At 59.9% G+C, this 19405-nt stretch carries 18 protein-coding genes; 6 read left to right on the forward strand and 12 right to left on the reverse strand.

Annotated elements, in window-relative coordinates; genetic code table 11:
- Positions 1–49: 49 nt before the first annotated feature.
- Positions 50–1810 (forward strand): FAD-dependent oxidoreductase, encoded by a 1761-nt coding sequence (locus tag SynA1524_RS05990; protein WP_186499369.1) that lies wholly within the window; start codon positions 50–52, stop codon positions 1808–1810.
- Here the strand turns inward: SynA1524_RS05990 and SynA1524_RS05995 are convergent.
- The 3 genes from SynA1524_RS05995 to rpmG are packed head-to-tail and all read right to left on the reverse strand — an operon-like array spanning position 1804 to position 4303.
- Positions 1804–3837, reverse strand: a complete 2034-nt coding sequence (locus tag SynA1524_RS05995) for a ribonuclease catalytic domain-containing protein (protein ID WP_286188710.1) — start codon at positions 3835–3837, stop codon at positions 1804–1806. The genes SynA1524_RS05990 and SynA1524_RS05995 overlap by 7 nt on opposite strands.
- Positions 3838–3848: 11 nt before the next feature.
- The gene (gene rpsR / locus SynA1524_RS06000) at positions 3849–4070 is read right to left on the reverse strand and encodes a 30S ribosomal protein S18 (protein WP_006041316.1); all 222 of its coding nucleotides are present in this window, start codon (positions 4068–4070) and stop codon (positions 3849–3851) included.
- Positions 4071–4108: 38 nt separating this feature from the next.
- Positions 4109–4303, reverse strand: a complete 195-nt coding sequence (gene rpmG / locus SynA1524_RS06005) for a 50S ribosomal protein L33 (RefSeq protein WP_011128090.1) — start codon at positions 4301–4303, stop codon at positions 4109–4111.
- Between the two features lie 114 nt (positions 4304–4417).
- Between rpmG and pheT the strand changes: the two genes are divergently transcribed.
- Entirely contained in the window at positions 4418–6862 is a 2445-nt protein-coding gene (gene pheT, locus SynA1524_RS06010) for a phenylalanine--tRNA ligase subunit beta (protein ID WP_186499370.1), read from the forward strand.
- On the opposite strand, the gene rlmD is transcribed toward pheT, so the two are convergent.
- Complete coding sequence (rlmD, locus tag SynA1524_RS06015) at positions 6852–8249, reverse strand: 23S rRNA (uracil(1939)-C(5))-methyltransferase RlmD (RefSeq protein ID WP_186499371.1); 1398 nt, start codon at positions 8247–8249, stop codon at positions 6852–6854. The genes pheT and rlmD overlap by 11 nt on opposite strands.
- An 81-nt stretch (positions 8250–8330) precedes the next feature.
- Here rlmD and apcD point away from each other — a divergent pair, with 81 nt between their 5' ends.
- Positions 8331–8825 carry an allophycocyanin subunit alpha-B gene (gene apcD, locus SynA1524_RS06020; protein ID WP_186499372.1) on the forward strand — a complete coding sequence of 165 codons (495 nt, stop codon included), beginning with the start codon at positions 8331–8333 and terminating at the stop codon, positions 8823–8825.
- A gap of 592 nt (positions 8826–9417) precedes the next feature.
- Here the strand turns inward: apcD and SynA1524_RS06025 are convergent.
- Both SynA1524_RS06025 and SynA1524_RS06030 read right to left on the reverse strand, forming a co-directional pair.
- A complete protein-coding gene (locus SynA1524_RS06025) occupies positions 9418–10401 on the reverse strand; it encodes a molecular chaperone DnaJ (protein ID WP_186499373.1) in 984 nt (327 codons plus the stop codon).
- Between the two features lie 24 nt (positions 10402–10425).
- Entirely contained in the window at positions 10426–12018 is a 1593-nt protein-coding gene (locus tag SynA1524_RS06030) for a DUF3370 family protein (protein WP_186499374.1), read from the reverse strand.
- A gap of 144 nt (positions 12019–12162) precedes the next feature.
- On the opposite strand from SynA1524_RS06030, the gene SynA1524_RS06035 reads away from it, so the two are divergent.
- The gene (locus SynA1524_RS06035) at positions 12163–12336 is read left to right on the forward strand and encodes a hypothetical protein (RefSeq protein WP_042503495.1); all 174 of its coding nucleotides are present in this window, start codon (positions 12163–12165) and stop codon (positions 12334–12336) included.
- Here the strand turns inward: SynA1524_RS06035 and SynA1524_RS06040 are convergent.
- From SynA1524_RS06040 to SynA1524_RS06050, 3 genes are read right to left on the reverse strand one after another with little or no spacing between them, the layout of a single operon-like run.
- Entirely contained in the window at positions 12333–12779 is a 447-nt protein-coding gene (locus SynA1524_RS06040; protein WP_186499375.1) for a sigma-70 family RNA polymerase sigma factor, read from the reverse strand. The genes SynA1524_RS06035 and SynA1524_RS06040 overlap by 4 nt on opposite strands.
- Before the next feature lie 14 nt (positions 12780–12793).
- On the reverse strand, positions 12794–12988 hold the full coding sequence (locus SynA1524_RS13200) for a sigma factor (protein ID WP_353616582.1): 195 nt from the start codon (positions 12986–12988) through the stop codon (positions 12794–12796).
- Between the two features lie 53 nt (positions 12989–13041).
- On the reverse strand, positions 13042–13911 hold the full coding sequence (locus SynA1524_RS06050) for an ATP adenylyltransferase family protein (RefSeq protein ID WP_286188711.1): 870 nt from the start codon (positions 13909–13911) through the stop codon (positions 13042–13044).
- Positions 13912–13983: 72 nt separating this feature from the next.
- On the opposite strand from SynA1524_RS06050, the gene SynA1524_RS06055 reads away from it, so the two are divergent.
- On the forward strand, positions 13984–14712 hold the full coding sequence (locus tag SynA1524_RS06055; protein WP_186499377.1) for an SDR family NAD(P)-dependent oxidoreductase: 729 nt from the start codon (positions 13984–13986) through the stop codon (positions 14710–14712).
- Here SynA1524_RS06055 and SynA1524_RS06060 read toward each other — a convergent pair.
- Positions 14694–15086 carry a DUF2237 family protein gene (locus SynA1524_RS06060; RefSeq protein ID WP_186499378.1) on the reverse strand — a complete coding sequence of 131 codons (393 nt, stop codon included), beginning with the start codon at positions 15084–15086 and terminating at the stop codon, positions 14694–14696. The genes SynA1524_RS06055 and SynA1524_RS06060 overlap by 19 nt on opposite strands.
- A gap of 111 nt (positions 15087–15197) precedes the next feature.
- Here SynA1524_RS06060 and SynA1524_RS06065 point away from each other — a divergent pair, with 111 nt between their 5' ends.
- Positions 15198–15428 carry a DUF8667 family protein gene (locus SynA1524_RS06065; protein ID WP_011128100.1) on the forward strand — a complete coding sequence of 77 codons (231 nt, stop codon included), beginning with the start codon at positions 15198–15200 and terminating at the stop codon, positions 15426–15428.
- Between the two features lie 34 nt (positions 15429–15462).
- On the opposite strand, the gene SynA1524_RS06070 is transcribed toward SynA1524_RS06065, so the two are convergent.
- Together SynA1524_RS06070 and metH are read right to left on the reverse strand one after the other, a co-directional pair.
- Positions 15463–15735, reverse strand: coding sequence for a small RNA NsiR4-regulated ssr1528 family protein (locus tag SynA1524_RS06070; RefSeq protein ID WP_186499379.1), 273 nt, complete (start codon positions 15733–15735; stop codon positions 15463–15465).
- A gap of 25 nt (positions 15736–15760) precedes the next feature.
- Complete coding sequence (gene metH / locus SynA1524_RS06075) at positions 15761–19390, reverse strand: methionine synthase (protein ID WP_186499380.1); 3630 nt, start codon at positions 19388–19390, stop codon at positions 15761–15763.
- Positions 19391–19405: the final 15 nt, after the last annotated feature.

Below are 19405 nucleotides of genomic sequence, written 5' to 3' on the forward strand. Positions count from 1 at the left end.
AACGCGACGCCGGATCCTAACGACCGCACTTTTCTGTTTTGTTGCCCGTATGACCTGGGACGTGATCGTCTGGGGAGGTGGCACCGGTGGTGTGGCCGCTGCCGTTCAGGCAGCGCGCTCAGGCGCGCGGACGTTGCTGTTGACCCCAGGGCCGTGGTTGGGGGGAATGCTCAGTGCCGCCGGGGTGAGTGCCCCTGATGGCCATGAACTGAGCTGCTGGCAGACGGGGCTCTGGGGGCAGTTCATCCGAACCCTGGCTTCCAGCGTGCCCGAAGGCCTTGATCAGAACTGGGTCAGCTGTTTCGGATTCCGGCCTAAACAGGCTGAGCGTTTGCTGCAGAGCTGGGTTCGAGCGGAGCCATTCCTCGAGTGGTGGTCCGGTTGTCGCTTGGGTGGGATTGATCGCCGGGGTGATCGCATTCAGACCCTGGAGGTGGAATGCAATCGCAAACGCCATCGACTGGACAGCCGCATCTGGATCGACGGCAGCGATCTGGGCGAGCTGATCGCCCTGGCGGAAGCACCGTTCCGTTGGGGGTGGGAGTCCCGTGAAACCTGGAATGAACCCAGTGCTCCATCGGCTGATGCCCTGGCGAAAGCCCCTTTTTTCAGCCGGCAGCCCGTGCAGTCCCCCACCTGGGTGGTGATGGGCCAGCTCACGGCAGCGACTCCCCATTCCCCGGCGACGGTTGCTCCAGCGGCTCCCTTTGCCGATGCGCTGGATGCGTTTGGGCTGGAGCGAACGCTCACCTATGGCCGCCTGCCAGGTGGGCTTGTGATGTTGAACTGGCCTCTGGGCGGTAACGACTGGCATCAAGGGCTGGGGCGTTCCATTGCGCCGCTGGCATCGGACCGTGATGCCCTGGATCAGGAGATGCAGGAGCACAGCCTGCAGTTTCTGGAACAACTCTCCAGCTGCAGCAATGGTTGGCTGACCTGTGGTAAGGCCTTCCCCTCATCCAGACCACACCTCGCCTTGATGCCCTACTGGCGGGAAGGGCGTCGCATGATCGGTCAGTCGGTGGTGTCCGAACTGGATCTCCTGCCGGTGACGAACCAGGCGAGGCGCAGTCGCCTGCCCGCCACAAGCATCGCCGTGGGCACCTACGCCAATGATCACCATTACCCCGGCGACGACTGGCCGCTGGCTCCGAAGAGTTGTCGTTGGGGTGGACGCTGGACCGGCACCCCCTTCTGTATACCGTTCGAGGCTCTGGTGAGCGACGAGGTGTCCAATCTGCTCGCCGCCGAGAAGTGCTTCAGCGTCAGCCACATCGCCAATGGGGCGACCCGGCTGCAACCACTGATCCTCAATATCGGCCAGGCCGCTGGACTGGCTGCGGCCCTGGCCGTGCGTTCCAACCATGATCTGCGTGAGCTGCCTGTGGATTCTCTGCAGCAACAGCTGATTGATGACCCACACGCACCTGCTGCCGTGATGCCCATCTGGGACTGGCCCTGCTGGCATCCGCACTGGCGCGAGGCCCAGCATCGGGCCGTGCGCAATCCAGATGCCTTGCTGCAGGACGGATCACTGGCGTCTGCACAAGCTTCCGATTTATCGCTCCCGGCTGCTGCTGCTGCTCCTTCTGAGTGCCATGGTCAGCAGATCCAGGGACGGTTTCGCCGCGATGCGGATGGTTTGCGCTACTGGCTGGAGTCAGGCTCGATCCGTCGCCAGCTGATCACCCTGGAGCCATCCGTGGAACGGGTCCTCTCCGGTGCAGCGGATGGAACGCAGATGGATCTGGTCGCCGTCCACAACCCCTGGGGCCCCTGGTGGCGGGTCAGCCAATTGCTCACTCACTGAAAGCGCAGCTTCAGCTCGCCTCGTTCTGGATCGACATGAAGCACTGTCATCGTCAGCAGCTGGCCTGGCGCTGGATCCTCCCCGTCGGCATGACCCACCAGATCCATCGCCAGATCCGGCACGTGAACCAGCGCCAGCCGATCCTGAGGGCGTAGCCAACGCAGGAACTGCACTGACCACTGTTGGTCGCGATGCTGTTCAAGCCACACCTGTTGCCAGTGGCGCTGGTCCTCCCGACTGATCTGGATCGCCTGCCGCAGGGGATTCTCCAACGCATCCAGCTGCTCACGCAGCAGGGGCTCCGACATCACGGGCCTCTGCTCGATCCAGGCCATCAACTGGCGATGGGCCAACAGGTCGGCGTAACGACGGATGGGTGAGGTGGCCTGCACGTAGGCCTCCAATCCGAGACTGAAGTGGGGCATCGGTGATGTGCCCTGCAGACCTCGACTGAGACAGCGTTTCACTGCTGCATCACGGGCAGGGCCCTCCGGGATCTCCGCCAACTCATGCGCACTGGGGAGCTCCGCTGGTGGCTGGCTGCGATAAGGCAGGGCCATCCCTTCCTTGCGACCGATCTCTGCCACAACGGCACCCATCAGCAACATCGCCTCACTGACCATCACTCGAGCTGGAGAGGGATCGATCACCTGAAGCTCAGGACCGCTTGCGCCGCGGCGGAACCGTCCTTCCTGGCGTTCAAAGTTGATGGCTCCCCGACGCTGACGCCAGTTGAAGCGACGTTTGAGCAGGGAGGACAACTGGGCGAGGTCCTCATCCCCGGGGGGGGCCAGTTCGATCAGTTCATCGCCATCTTCATAGGTGAGCCGGTAACGGGGTTGCACCCAGGAGCGCTGACAGCGGCTGGCCACGACCGCACCCTGGTCATCCAGGAGCACACCGACACTGAGAGCAGGGCAACGCTGCCCTGCACGGAGACTGAAGACCTCTGTGGCGAGCTTGAGTGGCAGCATCGGCAGCACGCCATCCGCCAGATACAAACTGGTGGCTCGTCGACGGGCCTCATGGTCCAGGGGGCTGTCCGGTTCGATCAGCCGTGCCGGATCAGCGATGTGGATCCAGATCCAGGGGTCACCATCGACAGGCTCCAGTGCCAGGCCGTCGTCGATTTCCTGGGTGCTGGCGTCATCCAGGGTGTAAACCCGTTGTGCCGTCAGATCCACACGGGTGTCATCACCGGAACAGGTGTCAGCTGCCCTGGCCAGCAACTCGCCAATGATCTCAGCGTTCGCTTCCGGAAGATGGCTCGACCACGCACTGCCGCGCAACGCGCTGGGTTGGTGAGGATCCAACAGCTCACGTGCCACAAGCCAGGTCTTCAGGGCCTTGCGATCGGGGGGCAGCCCCAGCAGCTGGAGTAAGCCCAGCCCAGGCATTTCGCCCAGGTCCGCTTCCGGCCCGTGGACCAGCTCCAGCAGCTGATCAAGGCGGTCGGACCAGCTGGGATCCAGCAGCTGGCGTCGTTGCTCTGTCAGTGGAGCTGACTCCTGCAACAGGGCCAACTGGCGAAGGTCATGCTCCCGTTGCAGATGCTCCCGTCGCTGTTTAAGCCGCTGTTGGCGAATCTCATTCAAGGGGCGCGCCTGCAGGGTCCGATCCCGTCGCAGTCGGAACCAGATCTGAGGACCATTCAGCCAGCTCCAGACGGCCGCCAGCGCAATGAGATCAGGCTGTCCCACAAGCAGATCGGTCAGATCGCTCAGGGAGATCCAAGGGATGGTGTCATCCGTGACATCACTCACCAGCAGCCACCAGGCCTCTGCACTGACCCTTGGTGACAGAACAATGGACTGCACCTGCTCCGGTGTGGGCAGCACAGAACGGCGAACCGAGTCGCTCAGCTCTCCGCAGGGAACAAGCTCCCGCAGTGGAATCTCCTGATCCCGTCGTTGTCCACCAAATGCCAAGACCGCCTTGCTGCCCTTGCAGGACAACAGGCGGCCGATGAGGGGCTGACCCTTAAGCAAAACGCCGACGATGTCGTCGGTCTGGAAATCACTTGCCAAGGCTGAAGCGATCAGCCCTCGGGATTCACGAAGGGCAGCAGGGCAACGATGCGTGCACGCTTCACCGCATTGGTGAGATCACGCTGCTGTTTGGCAGTGAGACCCGTCAGTCGGCGGGGAAGGATCTTGCCGCGTTCAGTGATGAACTTCTTGAGCAGATCCACATCCTTGTAATCAATGGGATCGCCAGGCTTGATCGGAGAAAGGCGCTTCTTGAAGAAGGAGCTGGACATGGGTCAGGAACGGTTAGAAGAGAATCGAAACTGCAAGATCACTTGATCTCCTTGTGGGGAGTCATCTTGTTGCAGTGGGGACAGAACTTCTTGATCTCCAGCCGTTCGGTGGTGTTCCGGCGGTTCTTCTCGGTCGTGTAGCGGGACACGCCGGGTGAACGCTTGGCGGGATTGGACCGGCATTCCGTGCACTCGAGAGTGATCACGATCCGGACGCCCTTGTTCTTGGCCATAAAGGACGTTGCGCCGCAGTGCGAAGCGATTGACAAACAAGGAGCTTACCTGTCGACGAAGCTGGGAAGAATGATCTGCACTTCCTAGGATCACGCGCCGTCCACGCTGGCTTCATGCGGGTCTCCCTCTCTTGGCTCAAGCAACTGGTTCAGGTGACGGACTCGGTCGACGCGTTGGCCCATCGTCTGTCGATGGCGGGATTCGAGGAGGAAGAGATTGAGGATCTCAGCGCCCGGGCCAAGGGCGTCGTCGTGGGTTTCGTCAAAGAACGGGAGAAACATCCCAACGCCGACAAGCTCAGCGTCTGTCAGGTGGATGTCGGTTCCGAGGAACCGATTCAGATCGTCTGCGGCGCCAAGAATGTACGGGCGGGTCTGCATGTGCCGGTGGCCATGGTGGGCGCGGAGTTGCCGGCTGTGAATCTCACGATCAAAGCGGGGGAACTCCGGGGGGTGAGCAGCAACGGGATGATCTGCTCCCTGTCTGAACTGGGGCTGGCGACGGAGTCCGATGGCATTGCTGAACTCAATGCACTGACCGACAAGCTTCCGGCCCTTGGTGCGCCGGTTGCTCCGATACTCGGCCTCGATGACACGGTTCTCGAGCTGGCGATCACCGCCAACCGTCCGGATGGTCTGTCGATGGTCGGGATCGCCCGGGAGGTTGCCGCCCTGACGGGTGCTGCGCTCACGCTTCCGGACCTGACCCTCAAGCCTGCCCATGAACTCCTGCAGGCATCTGACGCCAGTGCTGAAGCCATGCAGGCCGGTGGTCTTTACGGCATCACGCTGATCGAAGGCGTAGACGGCACCCGGGTCTCTCCGACCTGGGTGCAACAGCGTTTGGAACGGGCTGGGATTAATCGTGTGAATGCCGTTGTGGACATCACCAACGTGGTGATGCTCGAGCAGGGACAACCCCTGCACGCCTTTGATGCCGATGCCCTCGAACAACTCACCGGCAAGCCGGTGAATGCTGCCAGTTTCGGCTTGCGACAGGCCCGCGAGGGTGAAGCCTTTATCGGCCTGGATGACCGGGAGTTGAGCCTCGATGTCCGTGCCCAGGTGGTGACCTGTCACGACCTGCCGGTCGCTCTGGCCGGTGTCATGGGGAGCAAGGCCAGTGGTGTGACAGCCGCAACGGCGCGGATCTGGTTGGAGTCGGCCATGTTCAGCCCTGCTGCTGTCCGCACGACGGCCCGTTCCGTTGGACTGCGCACGGATGCCAGTGCTCGATTTGAGAAGGGTTTGCCGAGGGAGATGACCCTGGCCTGTTCAATCCGTGCTCTGGAGCTGCTGAAGGAGCTGTTTCCCTGTGAAGCCAAGGGCCTCTGGGTCTGTGGTGACAGCGCCGCTGACGCCAGTTCCGTGTTGTTGCGTCGGGATGCCCTGCATCAGTTGCTCGGACCCCTTGAGGATGAGGAGGGCAGTTCCGACCTGGCTGATGCTGTGATCGAGCAATGCCTGACGGCCCTCGGTTGTGAACTCAGCACCAGCGATGAGGGATGGCATGTCATTGCTCCCCCCTCGCGACGTCTCGACCTGGCCCGGGAGATCGATCTGATTGAGGAGGTCGCACGCCTCGTGGGATTTGATCGCTTCGGCGCCCATCTGCCGGATCCCTTGGCCCCAGGAGCGCTGACGCCTGCACAGCAAGCGGAACGTCGGCTCCGAACGCTCCTCTGCGGTGCCGGTTTGCAGGAGATCACAACACTGTCGTTGGTGGGTGCCAGCGATAGCGATCCACGCATCGCCATCAGCAATCCTCTGCTGGCCGAAACCAGTCATCTGCGGACAAACCTCTGGGAAGAGCACCTTGCGGTTTGTGTCCGCAACCTGAAGGCCTCCCAGCCCGGATGCTGGATTTTTGAACTGGGCACCACCTACGCCGGAAGCGCTGATTCGGTGGAGGAGTCGCGGCTTCTTTCCGGAGTGATCTGCGGTGAGCAACGCCTGGAGCGTTGGACCACCAGCGGCAAAACGGCACCTCCCGATTACTACGCCGCTCGTGGACGACTGACGGAGGTGATGCAGGCCTTGAAGCTCGATGTGGCCGATCGACGTCTCACTGACGACTTCCGTCTCCATCCCGGTCGGGCGGCCACCCTTGTGTTGGAGGGGCGTCCCCTCGGCTGCTTCGGCCAATTGCACCCGGAATTGGCGGCATCCAGTGATCTCCCGGACGCTACCTTTCTTTTCGAACTGGATCTGACCCGTTTGGTGGAGTCGGCCACCCGTCGGAACCGCTGGGTTCCAGCCTTCAAGGCCTTTCCAACCGTTCCGGCCAGTGAACGTGATCTGGCGGTGGTGGTGGATCGTTCGTTGGTCGCTTCAGACCTGATGCAGTCGATCCGGAAGGCGGGTAAGCCGTTGCTGGAATCCGTCACGTTGATCGACCGGTTCGAGGGAGACCAACTGGGCGAGAACAAGGCCAGCCAGGCCTTCCGCCTTCGTTACCGGCACCAGTCGGAGACCCTGACCGATGACCAGGTGCAACCGGTCCATGACAAGGTCCGCAATGCCCTCGTCAAACAGCACGGTGCCGAGCTCAGGAGCTGACTTGGCGTAGAAACGCCAGATTCTCCAGGTGGGTGGTCTGAGGAAAGAAATCCACCGGCTGGAGCTGCTCCAACCGGTAAGGGCCCTCCGGTTGGAGCAACCGTTTCAGATCCCTTGCCTGGGTTGCCATGTCGCAACTGAGGTAGGCCAACAGGCCTGGTGGCTCACTCAGGATTGCCTCAATCACGCTGCTCACAAGACCTCGCCGTGGTGGATCGACCACCAGTGCTGAACATCTCGCCAGCGTTTCCTTGAGCAGATTGGCCACATCACCGGCCTGGAACTCGGTCCGCGCCCCCAGACCGTTGGCATCGGCATTTCTGCGAGCTTGATCGATGGAGTCGGGGTTGATCTCAAGGCCCACAACGTGATGACCCTGTGCTGCTAGAGGCAAGCTGATGGTGCCGATGCCGCAGTAGGCGTCGACGATTGGGCCTGCGAGCTCCGCCTGGCTCAGCCAGCTCACGATGCACGCCACGATGCGTTCCGCCTGGGGCGTGTTGATCTGAAAAAAGGTGGTGGTGCTGAGCTGAAGCTGCAGTCCACAGAACAGTTCTCGAATCGTGGGGGCACCCGCCAGAACAGTGCTTGTTGCTCCCAGGATCTGGTTGGTCCGGCGGGGCTGAAGATTCAGGGTGACTCCCTTGACCGGGTCCCAGCGCTCAATCCATTGCTGGGCCAGCCGTTGCAAGGCCGGCAGATTCTCACTGCTCACCACAGTGATCAAGACCTCGCCGGTGTGGTGTCCGATCCGTAGACCCAGATGTCGAAGTCCCTGGGACTGGCTGAGATCGTGATCGGCGCTGAGGCCACTGGTATCCAGATCCTGCTTGAGTGGTTCGACCAGAGCATCCAGGCGTGGATCCAGCACTGGACAGCGGGAGAGATTGACGATGCGATGGCTGCCGCGGCGGAAATAGCCCATGCGCAGGCGGCCGTCCTCGCCACGACGCAGGGGGATCAGCCCGCGGTTTCGGTAGCCGAGGCCACGCTGATCCGTGAGGGCAGGAGCTTGGGGATGGTCGATGCCCCCGAGCCGCAGCATTGTCTGGTGGAGCTGATCCTGCTTCCAATTCCGCTGGGCTGACTCCTCAAGGTGCTGCAGAGTGCAGCCACCGCAATCCTGAGCAAGGATGCAAGGAGGCCGTCGGCGTGACGACGAGCTGTCCAGTCTTTCACTGATGCGACTCAGCCATCGCGACTTCTGCCGCTGTTGAAGCTGCACCTTGGCCCGTTCGCCCGGCAGGAGACCCGGCACCACCACCACCCACCCTTGCCAACGGGCCAGACCGTGGCCATCCCGATCCAGATCGATGGCCTGCAATTCCAGGCGAAGCCCTGGCCTTGGCCCGCTCGAATCAGCCTCGGTGCCGTTGGTCTCAGGCATTGCAATGGCGTAACACCAGGGTCGTCACAAGACGGTCGACCCACTTGAGACCACTAAACTCCACGAAGCCTGTTCAGTTCCATGAGTGTTGTCCGGGATCTCATCCTTCAGGCCGATGAGGATCTGCGGTACCCGACCAGTGGTGAACTGCAAAGCATGGTCGCCTTCCTTGAGCAGGGCGCTATGCGGGTGTCCGTCGTCAAGGCGCTGACGGACAACGAGAAGAAGATCGTTGATGAATCCGCCAAGCAGCTGTTCGGCCGCAAGCCCGAGTACGTCGCCCCAGGAGGCAATGCTTACGGCCAGAAACAACGCGCTCAGTGCCTGCGTGATTACAGCTGGTACCTGCGTTTGGTCACCTACGGCGTTCTGGCTGGCAGCACCGAAATGATCCAGGACATCGGCCTGGTCGGCGCTCGCGAGATGTACAACAGCCTGGGCGTGCCGATGCCCGGCATGGTGGAAGCGATGAAGACGATGAAGGATGCCTCCCTGGCCCTGCTGTCTGATGCACAGGTGAAGCTGGCAGCTCCATATTTCGACTATTTGATCCAGGGGATGCAGACGTCCACCTGATTTGTTTTCCAGTCTCACTCAAGACCTGCTCCTGGTCGCGTAGTGCGTCCAGGAGTTTTTTGACGAGATTCATTCACCCTCAATAGGCTTGCCCGAGTCTTGATATAAGACTCTTTACGCGTCTCATGCGCGACGACTGCGCGTCATCGTTTGCGGGCACGAGAACCGTTGCCGTATTAACTTGCGCACCTGTGTCTACAGCAGGTACGCAGCCTTAAAGATGCTATTTCTAATCGGGGTCTTGCCCTTGTCCTGATGCCTTGGACAGGACCAGGACATCAAGGCTTGTCAGCTGTCTTTTGTAATGAATGAATTCGTGCAGCGATCAATGCCTGCGATTAGAAAAAGATGTCTTTTCTGTCGCTAGAACTCATCAAAAAATCATTGTTGACGCCTACTCAATTTTTGCATATTAGAATTAGGATGAGTCCGTCCCTGTGTCGAGTCTGAGACAAAAGAGACCGATAAAGTTCGGCTATCCAAGGCAATAGCGATTCGCCGCTCCAGCACAATGGCGATAAACAATCGCTTGAGTCCCGAATTAGACGCGATATGAGTCTCGCAGTGGGTGCCATTTGAGATCATCAAAACCTCATTGTCTGTACAGCTCGCGCAACAGCCGATAGGCCTCATTCAGTCGGCGCATGCTGTCGGTGGATCCGCCGGAATCAGGGTGAGCGGCTCGGGCCTGGTTCTTGTAGGCCTCGCGGATCGACGTAATTGTGACGGAGGCCCCGGCTTGTGTGGATAAACCGAGCAACTTCAATGCTCCGTGCACGGTCATCGTGGATTCGAGCGTCTCGAATGACGTGACCTGACGGCTGCGGCGAAAACGATTTACAAAGCGCCTAACAAGTGTTGGCATCCGTTCAGAGAGGCCCGCCGTTGCAAAAGGGTCTTCCAGGGCGCCTGCCACCACCATGACCCGTCCGAGGGAAGGAGGTTCTGCTTTCCATTCAGGACAGAGTTCTTCCATTGCTGCATTGGCAGCGGTCCAGGTGAAGGAACGGCCCTCACTCGCATCCAGATTGCTCCAGAGATCCCTGGCCAACCAGAGCATCGCTGCTTCCACAACGGTTTGTCCGGGTGCCTGTCCATAAAGCGATGACCAATGGTCGTCAGCAGCCTGAGCAGCGGCCTGTAGATCCTCGAGCGCAACAGACGAGAGCAACGGTGCGTCGTTGGACGATGGAGATCGTTTCGGGGTCTGGAGAGTGTCTCTGAGCTGACTGGTGCGACGGCTGACAAAGCCAGGGAGATCGATACCACCAGCTGTGCTGGAAACAGGAGCAGGTGCTGCCTGCTGTTGATGGCGCTCCGTCGGGGATTCAATCAACACGAGGCTGGTGACCTCCGTGCTGACGTTGGCGTCAACGGCAGCCGTTGTAACTGATCTGTGGTCAGGGGATTTCGACTCGTCCTCCTCCACATCCCCCAGGATTCCTTCGAGGAGAATTTCGAGAACCTGGCCCCTGGACCGTACGCCGTACTCTCGCTTCAGCTGGTCGATCAAAGAGACCTGGCGGCTCGGAAGCTTGAGCGAGATGGTTTTCGACGTGGATTCCTCGTCGGTCAAGCGATCAGTCTTGCTGCCGGAAGGTTATCGACCCTGAAGCTGGCGAAGCCAATGCTGCTGGCTGCGTATGGCGTCGGTGTAGCGAGGTGATGGAACCGGAACGATGGCTGGTAGCGGTGGGGGTGGACTCGGTGGCTTTGGTTTCGCTATCGCTGGAGTTTTGGCAGGTTCCGCAGCTGGTGTTGCGATCTTGACCGAAGTCTTCGCCGGCTTGACCACAGGCTCGTTTGCCGAAGGTGGTGCTTGCTTGGGAACCACGTTGCGTTGTTTCATCTGGGCGGCCAATTGGTCCAGGGCTTCCTTCTGCTGCTTCTGCCGTTGATGCAGCATCGCCAGCTGTTGGACAGGGACAACACTCAGTAGGTGACCTGGCGTTGCATCGGCGGGGTAGACCAGGCTGACTTTGACCGGGTTGTTTCGTCCTGGTGTCAAGCGAAGGTCTGTCAAGGCCAGGCTTTCGCCAGCGCGAAGCCCCACGTGGACCTCCTCGACCACATCGCCGTGTTGAATTCTGATCGAGCCTCGAAACGCTGTGAAGGGCTTTTTCCCCGAGACAACCGGATGGCTCATCACCAATTGATGGGCTCCTTGGCCTTTTAGATTCAAGGTGACGTCGTAACGGACTCCGTAGGTTCCGACGTTGTTCAAGGCTGAATCGACCATCCGGCTGGTCAATGGATTTACCTGAATATCACGGGTCCCGAAATTGTGGCGGGACGTACTGGTCAGAGGAACGTGAAGAGGCCCCTGGTTGAGATTGTGATCCGTGCTGGCGGTGTAGCGATCCCCTATGGCAACACCGGCGACGCGTGAAAACACCTCGCCTGTTTGGATCTCCTGTAAACGATCGAGATAGACGCGGCCGGGGGCGAGTCGCCCTCGGCGAAGAACCGCTGCCAGCGCTTGATCATTGCGGCTTTCTTCGGCTGCGACCACAGCAAGTTGGAAAGGTCCATCGCTGCGACCTTGCAGCAGGCCATTGGCGATACCCCGTGCCGGCAGATCTGTACTGACCACGACGCGGCTTGAGAGAGCGGGAATCGTGATGGATGACTTCAGTTTGCGATCCAGTTCTTCGCGCAGCATTTGAACGGCCGTTGCGTCGCCCGGGCCTGTGTTCCAAGGCCGCTTGCCGAGGGGTTTGACTCCCATCAGGTTGTTTGGGAGGTACGGGGCCTCAAAACTGTTTTTGACCGAACCCGTCGAGAACGTGAGCGTGACCGGTCGATCTCCTGGATTGATCGCAATCAGTCCAAGGGTCAGAAGGCCGCGCGTCTTGCGACCCCCCAGCTTTTTGGTGTCGGATGGGTAGTACTTGTGGTGCATGTGCACCCCGAATTTTCCGTTGAAGGTGTACTCGGCATTTTTCAGAGGGCGCCTGGTTTCGGCCGCAATGGCTGATCCGGGAGCTGTATTCACCAGAATTCCTGGACCTGTGACGATCTCTGGCTGATTGGAATGCAGAACAGGAACGCTGTTGAAGGAGCCATTGAGGGGCCTGGCTCGCTGACCTGCCATGAGAGCGACGTAAGCAGACGCCGGCTGTGCGACGACGAGCCAGCTTTTCGCAGCTGCGACGCAGGCCAGGACTTGAAGTGGGACGCGTCCGAGCCTCATGAGACGGTCTTCAGTCGGGTTCCGGCTGAAGTTCTGCTGTTCAAAGGTGCCTCACGGTAAGTCGTGGATCCCTGCAAGCCAAGCCAGCAGCGACTCACGGGACCATGGTGGATCCGCCAAAATTGGATCTCTAGCTTTAAGTCAATGCTTCCCCCGTTCTGCTGCAATGGAAGCTCCGATCTCCAGCAGCGGAGACGGCAGCATCAGGAGCGCAAGATGGCCATGCTCATCTTCTGGCGTGATGGGTTGGAGCGTCAACTGGCTGCCCTCAATGCAACCATCGGCACGCTCCACGACCAGATGCAGCGGGATGCCTAGTGGGCTGCTTGAAGTGAGCCCAGCCTGAGTTTCAGCTGTTTGAGGCCTTTTTTCACCCGTCTGTGAACGGTCATGGCGGACACTCCGAGGCTTGTGCCGACGTTGCGCAGGCTTCGGCCATCGATCACGACAGCCTTGATGGCCTGCTTTTCGTCCTCTCCAAGCTGGGCGAAGGCCAATTGAACAGAGTCACGTCGTTCAGCGTTCACCATCATCGTCAGACCACTGCTCACTTGGGCCTGCAAGTCCTCTGGGCAAGGCAGCCATCGATTTTTGCTCCGATACAACGCCTGCACCCACTCTTCGTGGCTGTTCTTTGGCTGATGGAATTGGCTCAGTCGTTGCGCTTGCTCCTCGATCCGTCTTGGCAGGCGGACCATGGCGACACTGTCGCGTAGGTAATGAAGGATTGCTCCACGGGCGTGGACTCTGGCAAATGCCACGAACGGCACGTTCGTTACGTTCGGTATGCCTTGGTCGCCTTGATCAGACCAAGGACAGCCACCTGATAGAGGTCGTCACGGTAAAGGCCTGTTCGCTGAGAAAAGCTCCTGGCAAGCCGTTCGGCGAGGTCGAGGTGGCGCTCAACTTGTTGGTTGCGCCGATGAATTGTGGTGTTGGACACGAACAAATTAGTACCGGGAGATTGCATCCCGTCTGTTGTTCAAGCCATGCACATCAGTGATGGCCATTGCATCCGTGGCATCACGGATCTGCAGCCACCACCTTCTCCAATAAAGCCTCTGGGCCATTGGCTGCCAACCAGGCTCGATTCGATCGCTCGGTGCTCAGTAGATACCCCGCAAAGCCAAGGGCGTTGACGCTGTAACCGTGAACCTCGTCACAGGACCGTTTGACCAACGCCATCCATCCTGCGCTGATTAAGAGGTTGTAGGGGGCAAGAGGTTTCTCATTCCGCTGGGTTGAACCCAGGCCGCTGTGCTGACAAAGGTCGAGGTAGACCTCCAGAAGTGCTGACCCGGACCACGTCAATGGCAATGGCTTGATGCTGATGCTGCGTTCAAGGCTGTCCATGGGCCTTGAGCTGGACGCATCCAGAAGATGCTGCTGAAACCACGCTTCACGCGGACAAAGCCGTTCGCCCTGCTTCCGTGGCAACAGCTGTAGATGTCGATGCGGTTGGCTGGCACCTGCTTGAGGACCGCTGTTGAAGAACCAAAGCCCACCGGTGTCCTGGTTCACCTGGCAAACCGCAGTCCAGTCCACCAATGAAAGCCAGCCCATCTGGGGTTGCCAGCTCTGGCTGATCAGCAGCATGTGGCCCAGTTGCACTGGATATTTGTTGAGGATGAGCACGTGCTCCCTACCAACGCGCGTCAGCTCGAGGCGCTGATCCCAGGGGCGGAAGGGGTTCGGTTTCGGACCTGCTGCCCTGAGGTGCCGGGGAGGGGCACCCACCAGGTGTCGAATCTCGAAGCCGCCGTCACCCGACCCGGCCCAGGTTTCGATGTCGGTGCTCAGTGGCCGAAGGGCGCCATTCTCGAGAGCATCCTGGCTGCGTTGCAGTGCCAGCTTGTGAAGTCCCTCGGCGACCATCGCGACGGAATTGGTCATGGAGATCGCGGCGATCGTAGGCGGGAGTTCCGTTCTGTTCGCTAGACGTCATGGAGTGGAACCGTTCGATCGATGACGACCCTTGGCGACAGTGCTTTGACGGGTATGGCCCTGGTGGTTGGTACTGGCGGGATTGGTTCAGCTATTACGGCGCGCTTGAAGCAGCAGTGCCCGGGTCTCAGGGTGATCACCGCTGGACGGCAAGGACCGCCCGTCCAAGACCTGTCTCTCGACCTTGAACGTGACGCTGATCTTGAGGCTTTAACGGATTGTTTGCGCGCTGAGGCTGGTGACCTGCGGTTGGTAGTGAATGCCACGGGCCGATTGCATGGTCCGGGCCTTGTTCCTGAAAAGCGACTTCGACAGGTTGAGCGCAGTGCCCTGATGGAGCAGTTCACGATCAACGCCATTGCGCCGGTGTTGCTTGCTCGAGCGGTGGAACCGCTGTTGGGACGTGATCGCCCCTTCCATTTCGCCAGCCTCAGTGCCCGCGTTGGCAGCATTGGCGATAACCGCAGTGGCGGCTGGTACAGCTACCGAGCAGCCAAGGCAGCCCAGAACCAGTTGCTTAAATCCCTCTCCATTGAATGGCGTCGTCGCTGGCCACTCGCCACAGTGACGCTTCTGCATCCAGGTACGACGGACACGGCCCTGTCCAAACCCTTCCAAACCTTCGTTCCACCTGAGAAGTTGTTTACACCGCAGCGGGCGGCAGAGCAGCTTGTGGATGTGCTTCTCGCCCAGAGGCCGGAGGATTCAGGAGAGTTTCTGGCCTGGGACGGTCAACCGATTGATTGGTAAGCGTGCTCCTTCAGCTGCTCAAGACTCACTACGGACAGAGCGGTGTTTTCTGTCGCTTCGAGTGACACCAGGGGCGCCATGCCGTCGTCGCAGGCCTGCTTCCAACGCGGAGCACACACGCACCAATGATCACCTGGCTTCAGTCCAGGGAACTGAAAGGCAGGGACGGGTGTTGACAGGTCGTTTCCCTGCGCCTTGCTGTAGCGGAGAAAGGCTTCGGTCATGACGCAGCAGATGCTGTGCTGACCGAGGTCGCTGGGATCGGTTTGGCAGGTCCCGTTTCGATACCAACCGGTAATCGGTGAGCAACCGCACACCTGCAGAGGCTTCCCGAGAACGTTGAGAGGGGCAGAAGGTGCTGTTGAGCTGGCCATCCGGACAGGAATCACAGGGGCAGTCTGCCGAAGGAGTGGCACATTTTGACGTCAGACAGTTGACGACCCCCTGGGGGAACGCGGTAAAGGTCATTCAGTCATGTCCACTCGATGGATTGGGAGTTCACGGAAGACGCTGCGTTCCTGGCGCTCTGCGATGCCTTTCGCGAGAGCGGTGAGAGCTCAGCGATTGAGTTCCTGGCCAACGGTGAAGGGGCCTTTCACTTCCAGGACTTGGCCCAGAACGCCGCCGGTGAAGGAATCGACCTCAGTGAGTCGAATGCTCTGGAGGAGTTTCAGCAGGAGGTGATCGACACCATGGAGAAGCTCTGTCAGGGGTGAACCCAACAGAGCCTGTGGCCGTTCAACTCCCGGATCAGCCGAAGTAAAAGGCAATCTCCTTGTCCTTCAGACCGTCCCAACCGGCATCGAGCAGTCGTTGGTTCAGGCTTTCCCGGTCGAAGTGCTTCGCTCCGGTCTTCACCACCCGGTTCCGCATCGACTTGAGCACGCCGCTGCGGGCGCGCTGGCTTTCCAGGTCCATGACTTCGTTGTAGAGCGCCAGCATCGGTTTTGGGATCGGGGAACCATCGAGATCAATACCCGCCTTGATGGCGGCATCCACGCCATCGGGTCCGGCAATCGCCATGATCTGCTGAAAAGGGCGACTTAGGTTATGCGCTGAAGTAGCGGGCCTTGGTGTGCAGCGCCACCAGTGCCGTCGTGCTCTGCTCGGGGGACAGCTGATCGCTGGCATCCATCGACAGACCAATGCGGTTTGCCCCGAGCCAGAAGAGTTGCTGGCGTGAATCGGCCACGTTCGGGCAAGCGGGGTATCCAAAGGAGTAGCGACTGCCTCGGTAGCGCTGGGCCAAGACATCCCGCAGTGGCATGCCGTCCGGATCAGCAAAGCCAAGTTCGCGGCGGATGCGGGCGTGGACCCATTCCGCCATCGCTTCGGCCATCTGAACCGCCAGGCCGTGGAAGTAGAGGTAATCGCTGTATTGATCGCCCTTGAACAGCTCCTGGGCCACCTCACTGGCCTTGTCTCCCATGGTCACCGCCTGCATCGGCAGGACATCGGCCGGTCGCCTGTCGGCTGTCATGTCCTGAAAGAAGTCAGCAATGCAGTAGCGGTTGCCGGAGCGTTGGCGTGGAAGGTCGAAACGGCCAAGCTCAGTCTCTCCATTGGCATCAAAGACCCTTAGGGAATTGCCATCGCGACCGACAGGGAAATATCCGTAGGCAGCCCTTGGGGTGAGCAACGATTCCTGCAGGCATCGATCCATCCACTGCTGCAGAACCGGTTCAGCCTTCTCCTTCAACATCGCGTCGTACTCATCACGCGACTGCTGCTGGGTTTTGCGTAGTTGCCACTGTCCGGCAAACAGGGCGTTGCGATCAAGAAAGCCGAACACCTCTTCAATGTCGACGTCTGCTTCTGTGATGACAACTGACCCCAGGAATGGGGCTGAAGGTGTTGGCTCCGCCGGCACGGCTTCGGATCGATCGGTACTAACCGGCAGCTGTGGGGATGGTGCGTCCTGCTGTGACTTTTCATCAGCAGTGGAGCGTTCAACAGTCGGCGATTCAGTCTCCTCATCGAGGCCGACACCGCTTGGGGCGTCGGTGATGAAGCCTTCAAGGTTGTCCCAGTTGTCATTGCCCTTGGCATCCATCAGGGCATCCATGAAGCGCAGATCAGCGAAGGCATCACGGCCATAGATGACCTTTCCGTTGTAGACCTCGCGGCAATCTTTCTGGACAAATCGAGGTGTCAGGGCAGCACCACCAAGAATGACGGGAACATCAATGCCGGCATCGTTGAACGCCTTGAGGTTGTCCTTCATGAATGCCGTGGACTTCACCAGCAGACCACTCATGGCGATGCAATCAGACTGGTGTTCGTGTTGGGCTTCCACAATCGCTTCACAGCTTTGTTTGATACCGAGATTGACCACCTCGTAGCCGTTGTTGGTGAGGATGATGTCCACCAGGTTCTTGCCAATGTCGTGGACATCGCCCTTCACGGTTGCGATCAGGAACTTGCCCTTGCTCGTGCTTTCGCCTTCTGCTGTCTCCATATGAGGCTCCAAATAAGCCACGGCAGATTTCATCGTCTCGGCGCTTTGCAGCACGAAGGGAAGCTGCATCTGGCCGCTGCCGAACAATTCACCCACCACCTTCATTCCATCCAGCAGGAAGGTGTTGATGATCTGTAGGGGCGGATAGGACTTCAGCGCCTCATCCAGAGACGGCTCAAGGCCGATGCGCTCTCCATCAATGATGTGCTGCTTGAGCCGTTCTTCAATTGGCAGATCGGCCAGCGAGGGGCCTGAAGCCCGGGCTTCCTTGGCGCTGACGCCCTCGAACAGCTTGGTGAGTTCAGTGAGCGGGTCGTAAACGCAGATTCCATCGTCGAAGCGACGGTTGTCGTTGATCAGATCACGGCAAACCGTCTGGTGTTCTTCAGTGATCTTGATCAGCGGCAGAATTTTGGCAGGGCTGACGATGGCTGCATCCATGCCGGCTTCACAGCAGTCATGCAGGAAGACGGAGTTGAGCGTGATCCGGGCTGCGGGCGAGAGACCGAAACTGACGTTGCTGACCCCCAGCACCACGTGAACCCCGGGGAGGTTTTCACGGATCATGCGAATGGAGTCGACGGTGGCCTTGCCATTGAGCCGGTCTTCTTCGATGCCGGTGGAAATCGGCAGCGCCAGGGGGTCGTAAAAGATTTCATGGGCCGGGATGCCGAACTCCAGGGCATCGCGATAGGCCCGCTGGGCGATGGCGAACTTTTTCTCGGCCGTGCGAGCCATGCCGTCTTCATCGATGGTTCCCACCACCACGCCAGCGCCGTAGCGACGAGCCAGCTCCAGCACCTTGAAGAAGCGTTCGTCCCCGTCCTCGTAGTTGGTCGAGTTGAGGATGCACTTACCCCCAGCAACCTTGAGGCCAGCTTCCATTTTCTGCCACTCGGTGGAGTCGAGCATCAGCGGCAGGTTGACGTTGGTGACCAGACGGCTCACCAGCTGATGCATATCCTGCTCGCCATCGCGACCGACGTAGTCGACGTTGACGTCCAAAACGTGGGCGTTCTCCTTCACCTGCCCGCGGGCCACGGACACCAGACCGTCCCAGTCCTCTTCCGCCAGCAGTTCGCGCACCTTGCGGCTGCCGCTGGCGTTGAGCCGCTCACCAATGATCAGGAAGGAGTTGTCCTGTTGGTACGGGGTAACCCCGTAGATCGATGCCGCAGCCGGTTCGTAGTTGAGGGCTGGACGAACGTCCGCATCGGAGGCAGCCCCGTGGCGTGAGCTGCGTTGGGCCGGTTTGAGCTCCGCAGCCAGCTCTGCCAGCGATCCGATGTGACTCGGGGTGGTGCCACAGCAACCACCGATCACCTGCACGCCCAGATCTTCAACGAAGTGCATCAGCTGCATCTTCAGTTCCACTGGAGTGAGCCGGTAGTGGGCCACGCCACCAATGTTTTCCGGCAGACCGGCGTTGGGAATGCAGCTCACCGTGAACGGGGAGTGCTCGGAGAGATAGCGGATGTGCTCCTTCATCTGCTCCGGTCCGGTGGCGCAGTTGAGCCCGAGAATGTCGATCGGAAACGGCTCAAGAATCGACACCACGGCAGCGATGTCTGTGCCGACGAGCATCGTTCCGGTGGTTTCCATGGTCACGGACACCATCAGCGCCCGCCGCTCACCGGTGGCTGCAAACGCTTCTTCAATGCCCTGCAGCGCGGCCTTGATCTGCAGAACGTCCTGGCAGGTCTCAACGATGAACAGGTCAACATCGCCGGCAATAAGTCCTTCGGCCTGTTCCCGGAAGGACTCGCGCATCGTGTCGAAGTCGATGTGGCCCAGGGTCGGCAGCTTTGTGGTTGGACCCATGGACCCCGCCACGAAGCGGGGCTTCTCAGGGGTGCTGAATTCATCGGCCATTTCTCGGGCCAGTTCAGCCGCCCGTTTGTTGAGTTCAAAGGCTTTGTCTTCAAGCCCGTATTCCGCGAGAACGATCGAGGCGGCTCCAAAGGTGTCGGTTTCGATCACATCGCAGCCAACTTCGAGGAACTGACGATGCACCGCTTTCACCGCCTCGGGTTTAGTGACAGCCAGATTTTCGTTGCAGCCCTCCAACTCAGGGCCACCGAAATCCTCGGCGGTCAGGTCGAGGCCCTGGAGGCTGGTGCCCGTGGCCCCGTCAAACACCAACACGGGCCGTTCCGCCCCGTTGAGGTGATCCAGGAAGCGGGAGTTGGTGAGTTGCCGGGATGCCTGCGCTATCACCATGTCTTCCGATCCTTG

The organism is Synechococcus sp. A15-24 (genome assembly GCF_014280195.1).
Lineage (GTDB): Bacteria > Cyanobacteriota > Cyanobacteriia > PCC-6307 > Cyanobiaceae > Parasynechococcus.

Excerpts from the sequence above, each read along its gene's own strand:
- SynA1524_RS05990 (WP_186499369.1), top strand. The coding sequence starts at position 50 with ATGACCTGGGACGTGATCGTCTGGGGAGGTGGCACCGGTGGTGTGGCC.
- rpsR (WP_006041316.1), bottom strand. The coding sequence starts at position 4,070 with ATGTCCAGCTCCTTCTTCAAGAAGCGCCTTTCTCCGATCAAGCCTGGC.
- rpmG (WP_011128090.1), bottom strand. The coding sequence starts at position 4,303 with ATGGCCAAGAACAAGGGCGTCCGGATCGTGATCACTCTCGAGTGCACG.
- pheT (WP_186499370.1), top strand. The coding sequence starts at position 4,418 with ATGCGGGTCTCCCTCTCTTGGCTCAAGCAACTGGTTCAGGTGACGGAC.
- rlmD (WP_186499371.1), bottom strand. The coding sequence starts at position 8,249 with ATGCCTGAGACCAACGGCACCGAGGCTGATTCGAGCGGGCCAAGGCCA.
- apcD (WP_186499372.1), top strand. The coding sequence starts at position 8,331 with ATGAGTGTTGTCCGGGATCTCATCCTTCAGGCCGATGAGGATCTGCGG.
- SynA1524_RS06030 (WP_186499374.1), bottom strand. The coding sequence starts at position 12,018 with ATGAGGCTCGGACGCGTCCCACTTCAAGTCCTGGCCTGCGTCGCAGCT.
- SynA1524_RS06035 (WP_042503495.1), top strand. The coding sequence starts at position 12,163 with ATGCTTCCCCCGTTCTGCTGCAATGGAAGCTCCGATCTCCAGCAGCGG.
- SynA1524_RS13200 (WP_353616582.1), bottom strand. The coding sequence starts at position 12,988 with ATGCAATCTCCCGGTACTAATTTGTTCGTGTCCAACACCACAATTCAT.
- SynA1524_RS06050 (WP_286188711.1), bottom strand. The coding sequence starts at position 13,911 with ATGACCAATTCCGTCGCGATGGTCGCCGAGGGACTTCACAAGCTGGCA.
- SynA1524_RS06055 (WP_186499377.1), top strand. The coding sequence starts at position 13,984 with ATGACGACCCTTGGCGACAGTGCTTTGACGGGTATGGCCCTGGTGGTT.
- SynA1524_RS06060 (WP_186499378.1), bottom strand. The coding sequence starts at position 15,086 with ATGGCCAGCTCAACAGCACCTTCTGCCCCTCTCAACGTTCTCGGGAAG.
- SynA1524_RS06065 (WP_011128100.1), top strand. The coding sequence starts at position 15,198 with ATGGATTGGGAGTTCACGGAAGACGCTGCGTTCCTGGCGCTCTGCGAT.
- SynA1524_RS06070 (WP_186499379.1), bottom strand. The coding sequence starts at position 15,735 with ATGGCGATTGCCGGACCCGATGGCGTGGATGCCGCCATCAAGGCGGGT.
- metH (WP_186499380.1), bottom strand. The coding sequence starts at position 19,390 with ATGGTGATAGCGCAGGCATCCCGGCAACTCACCAACTCCCGCTTCCTG.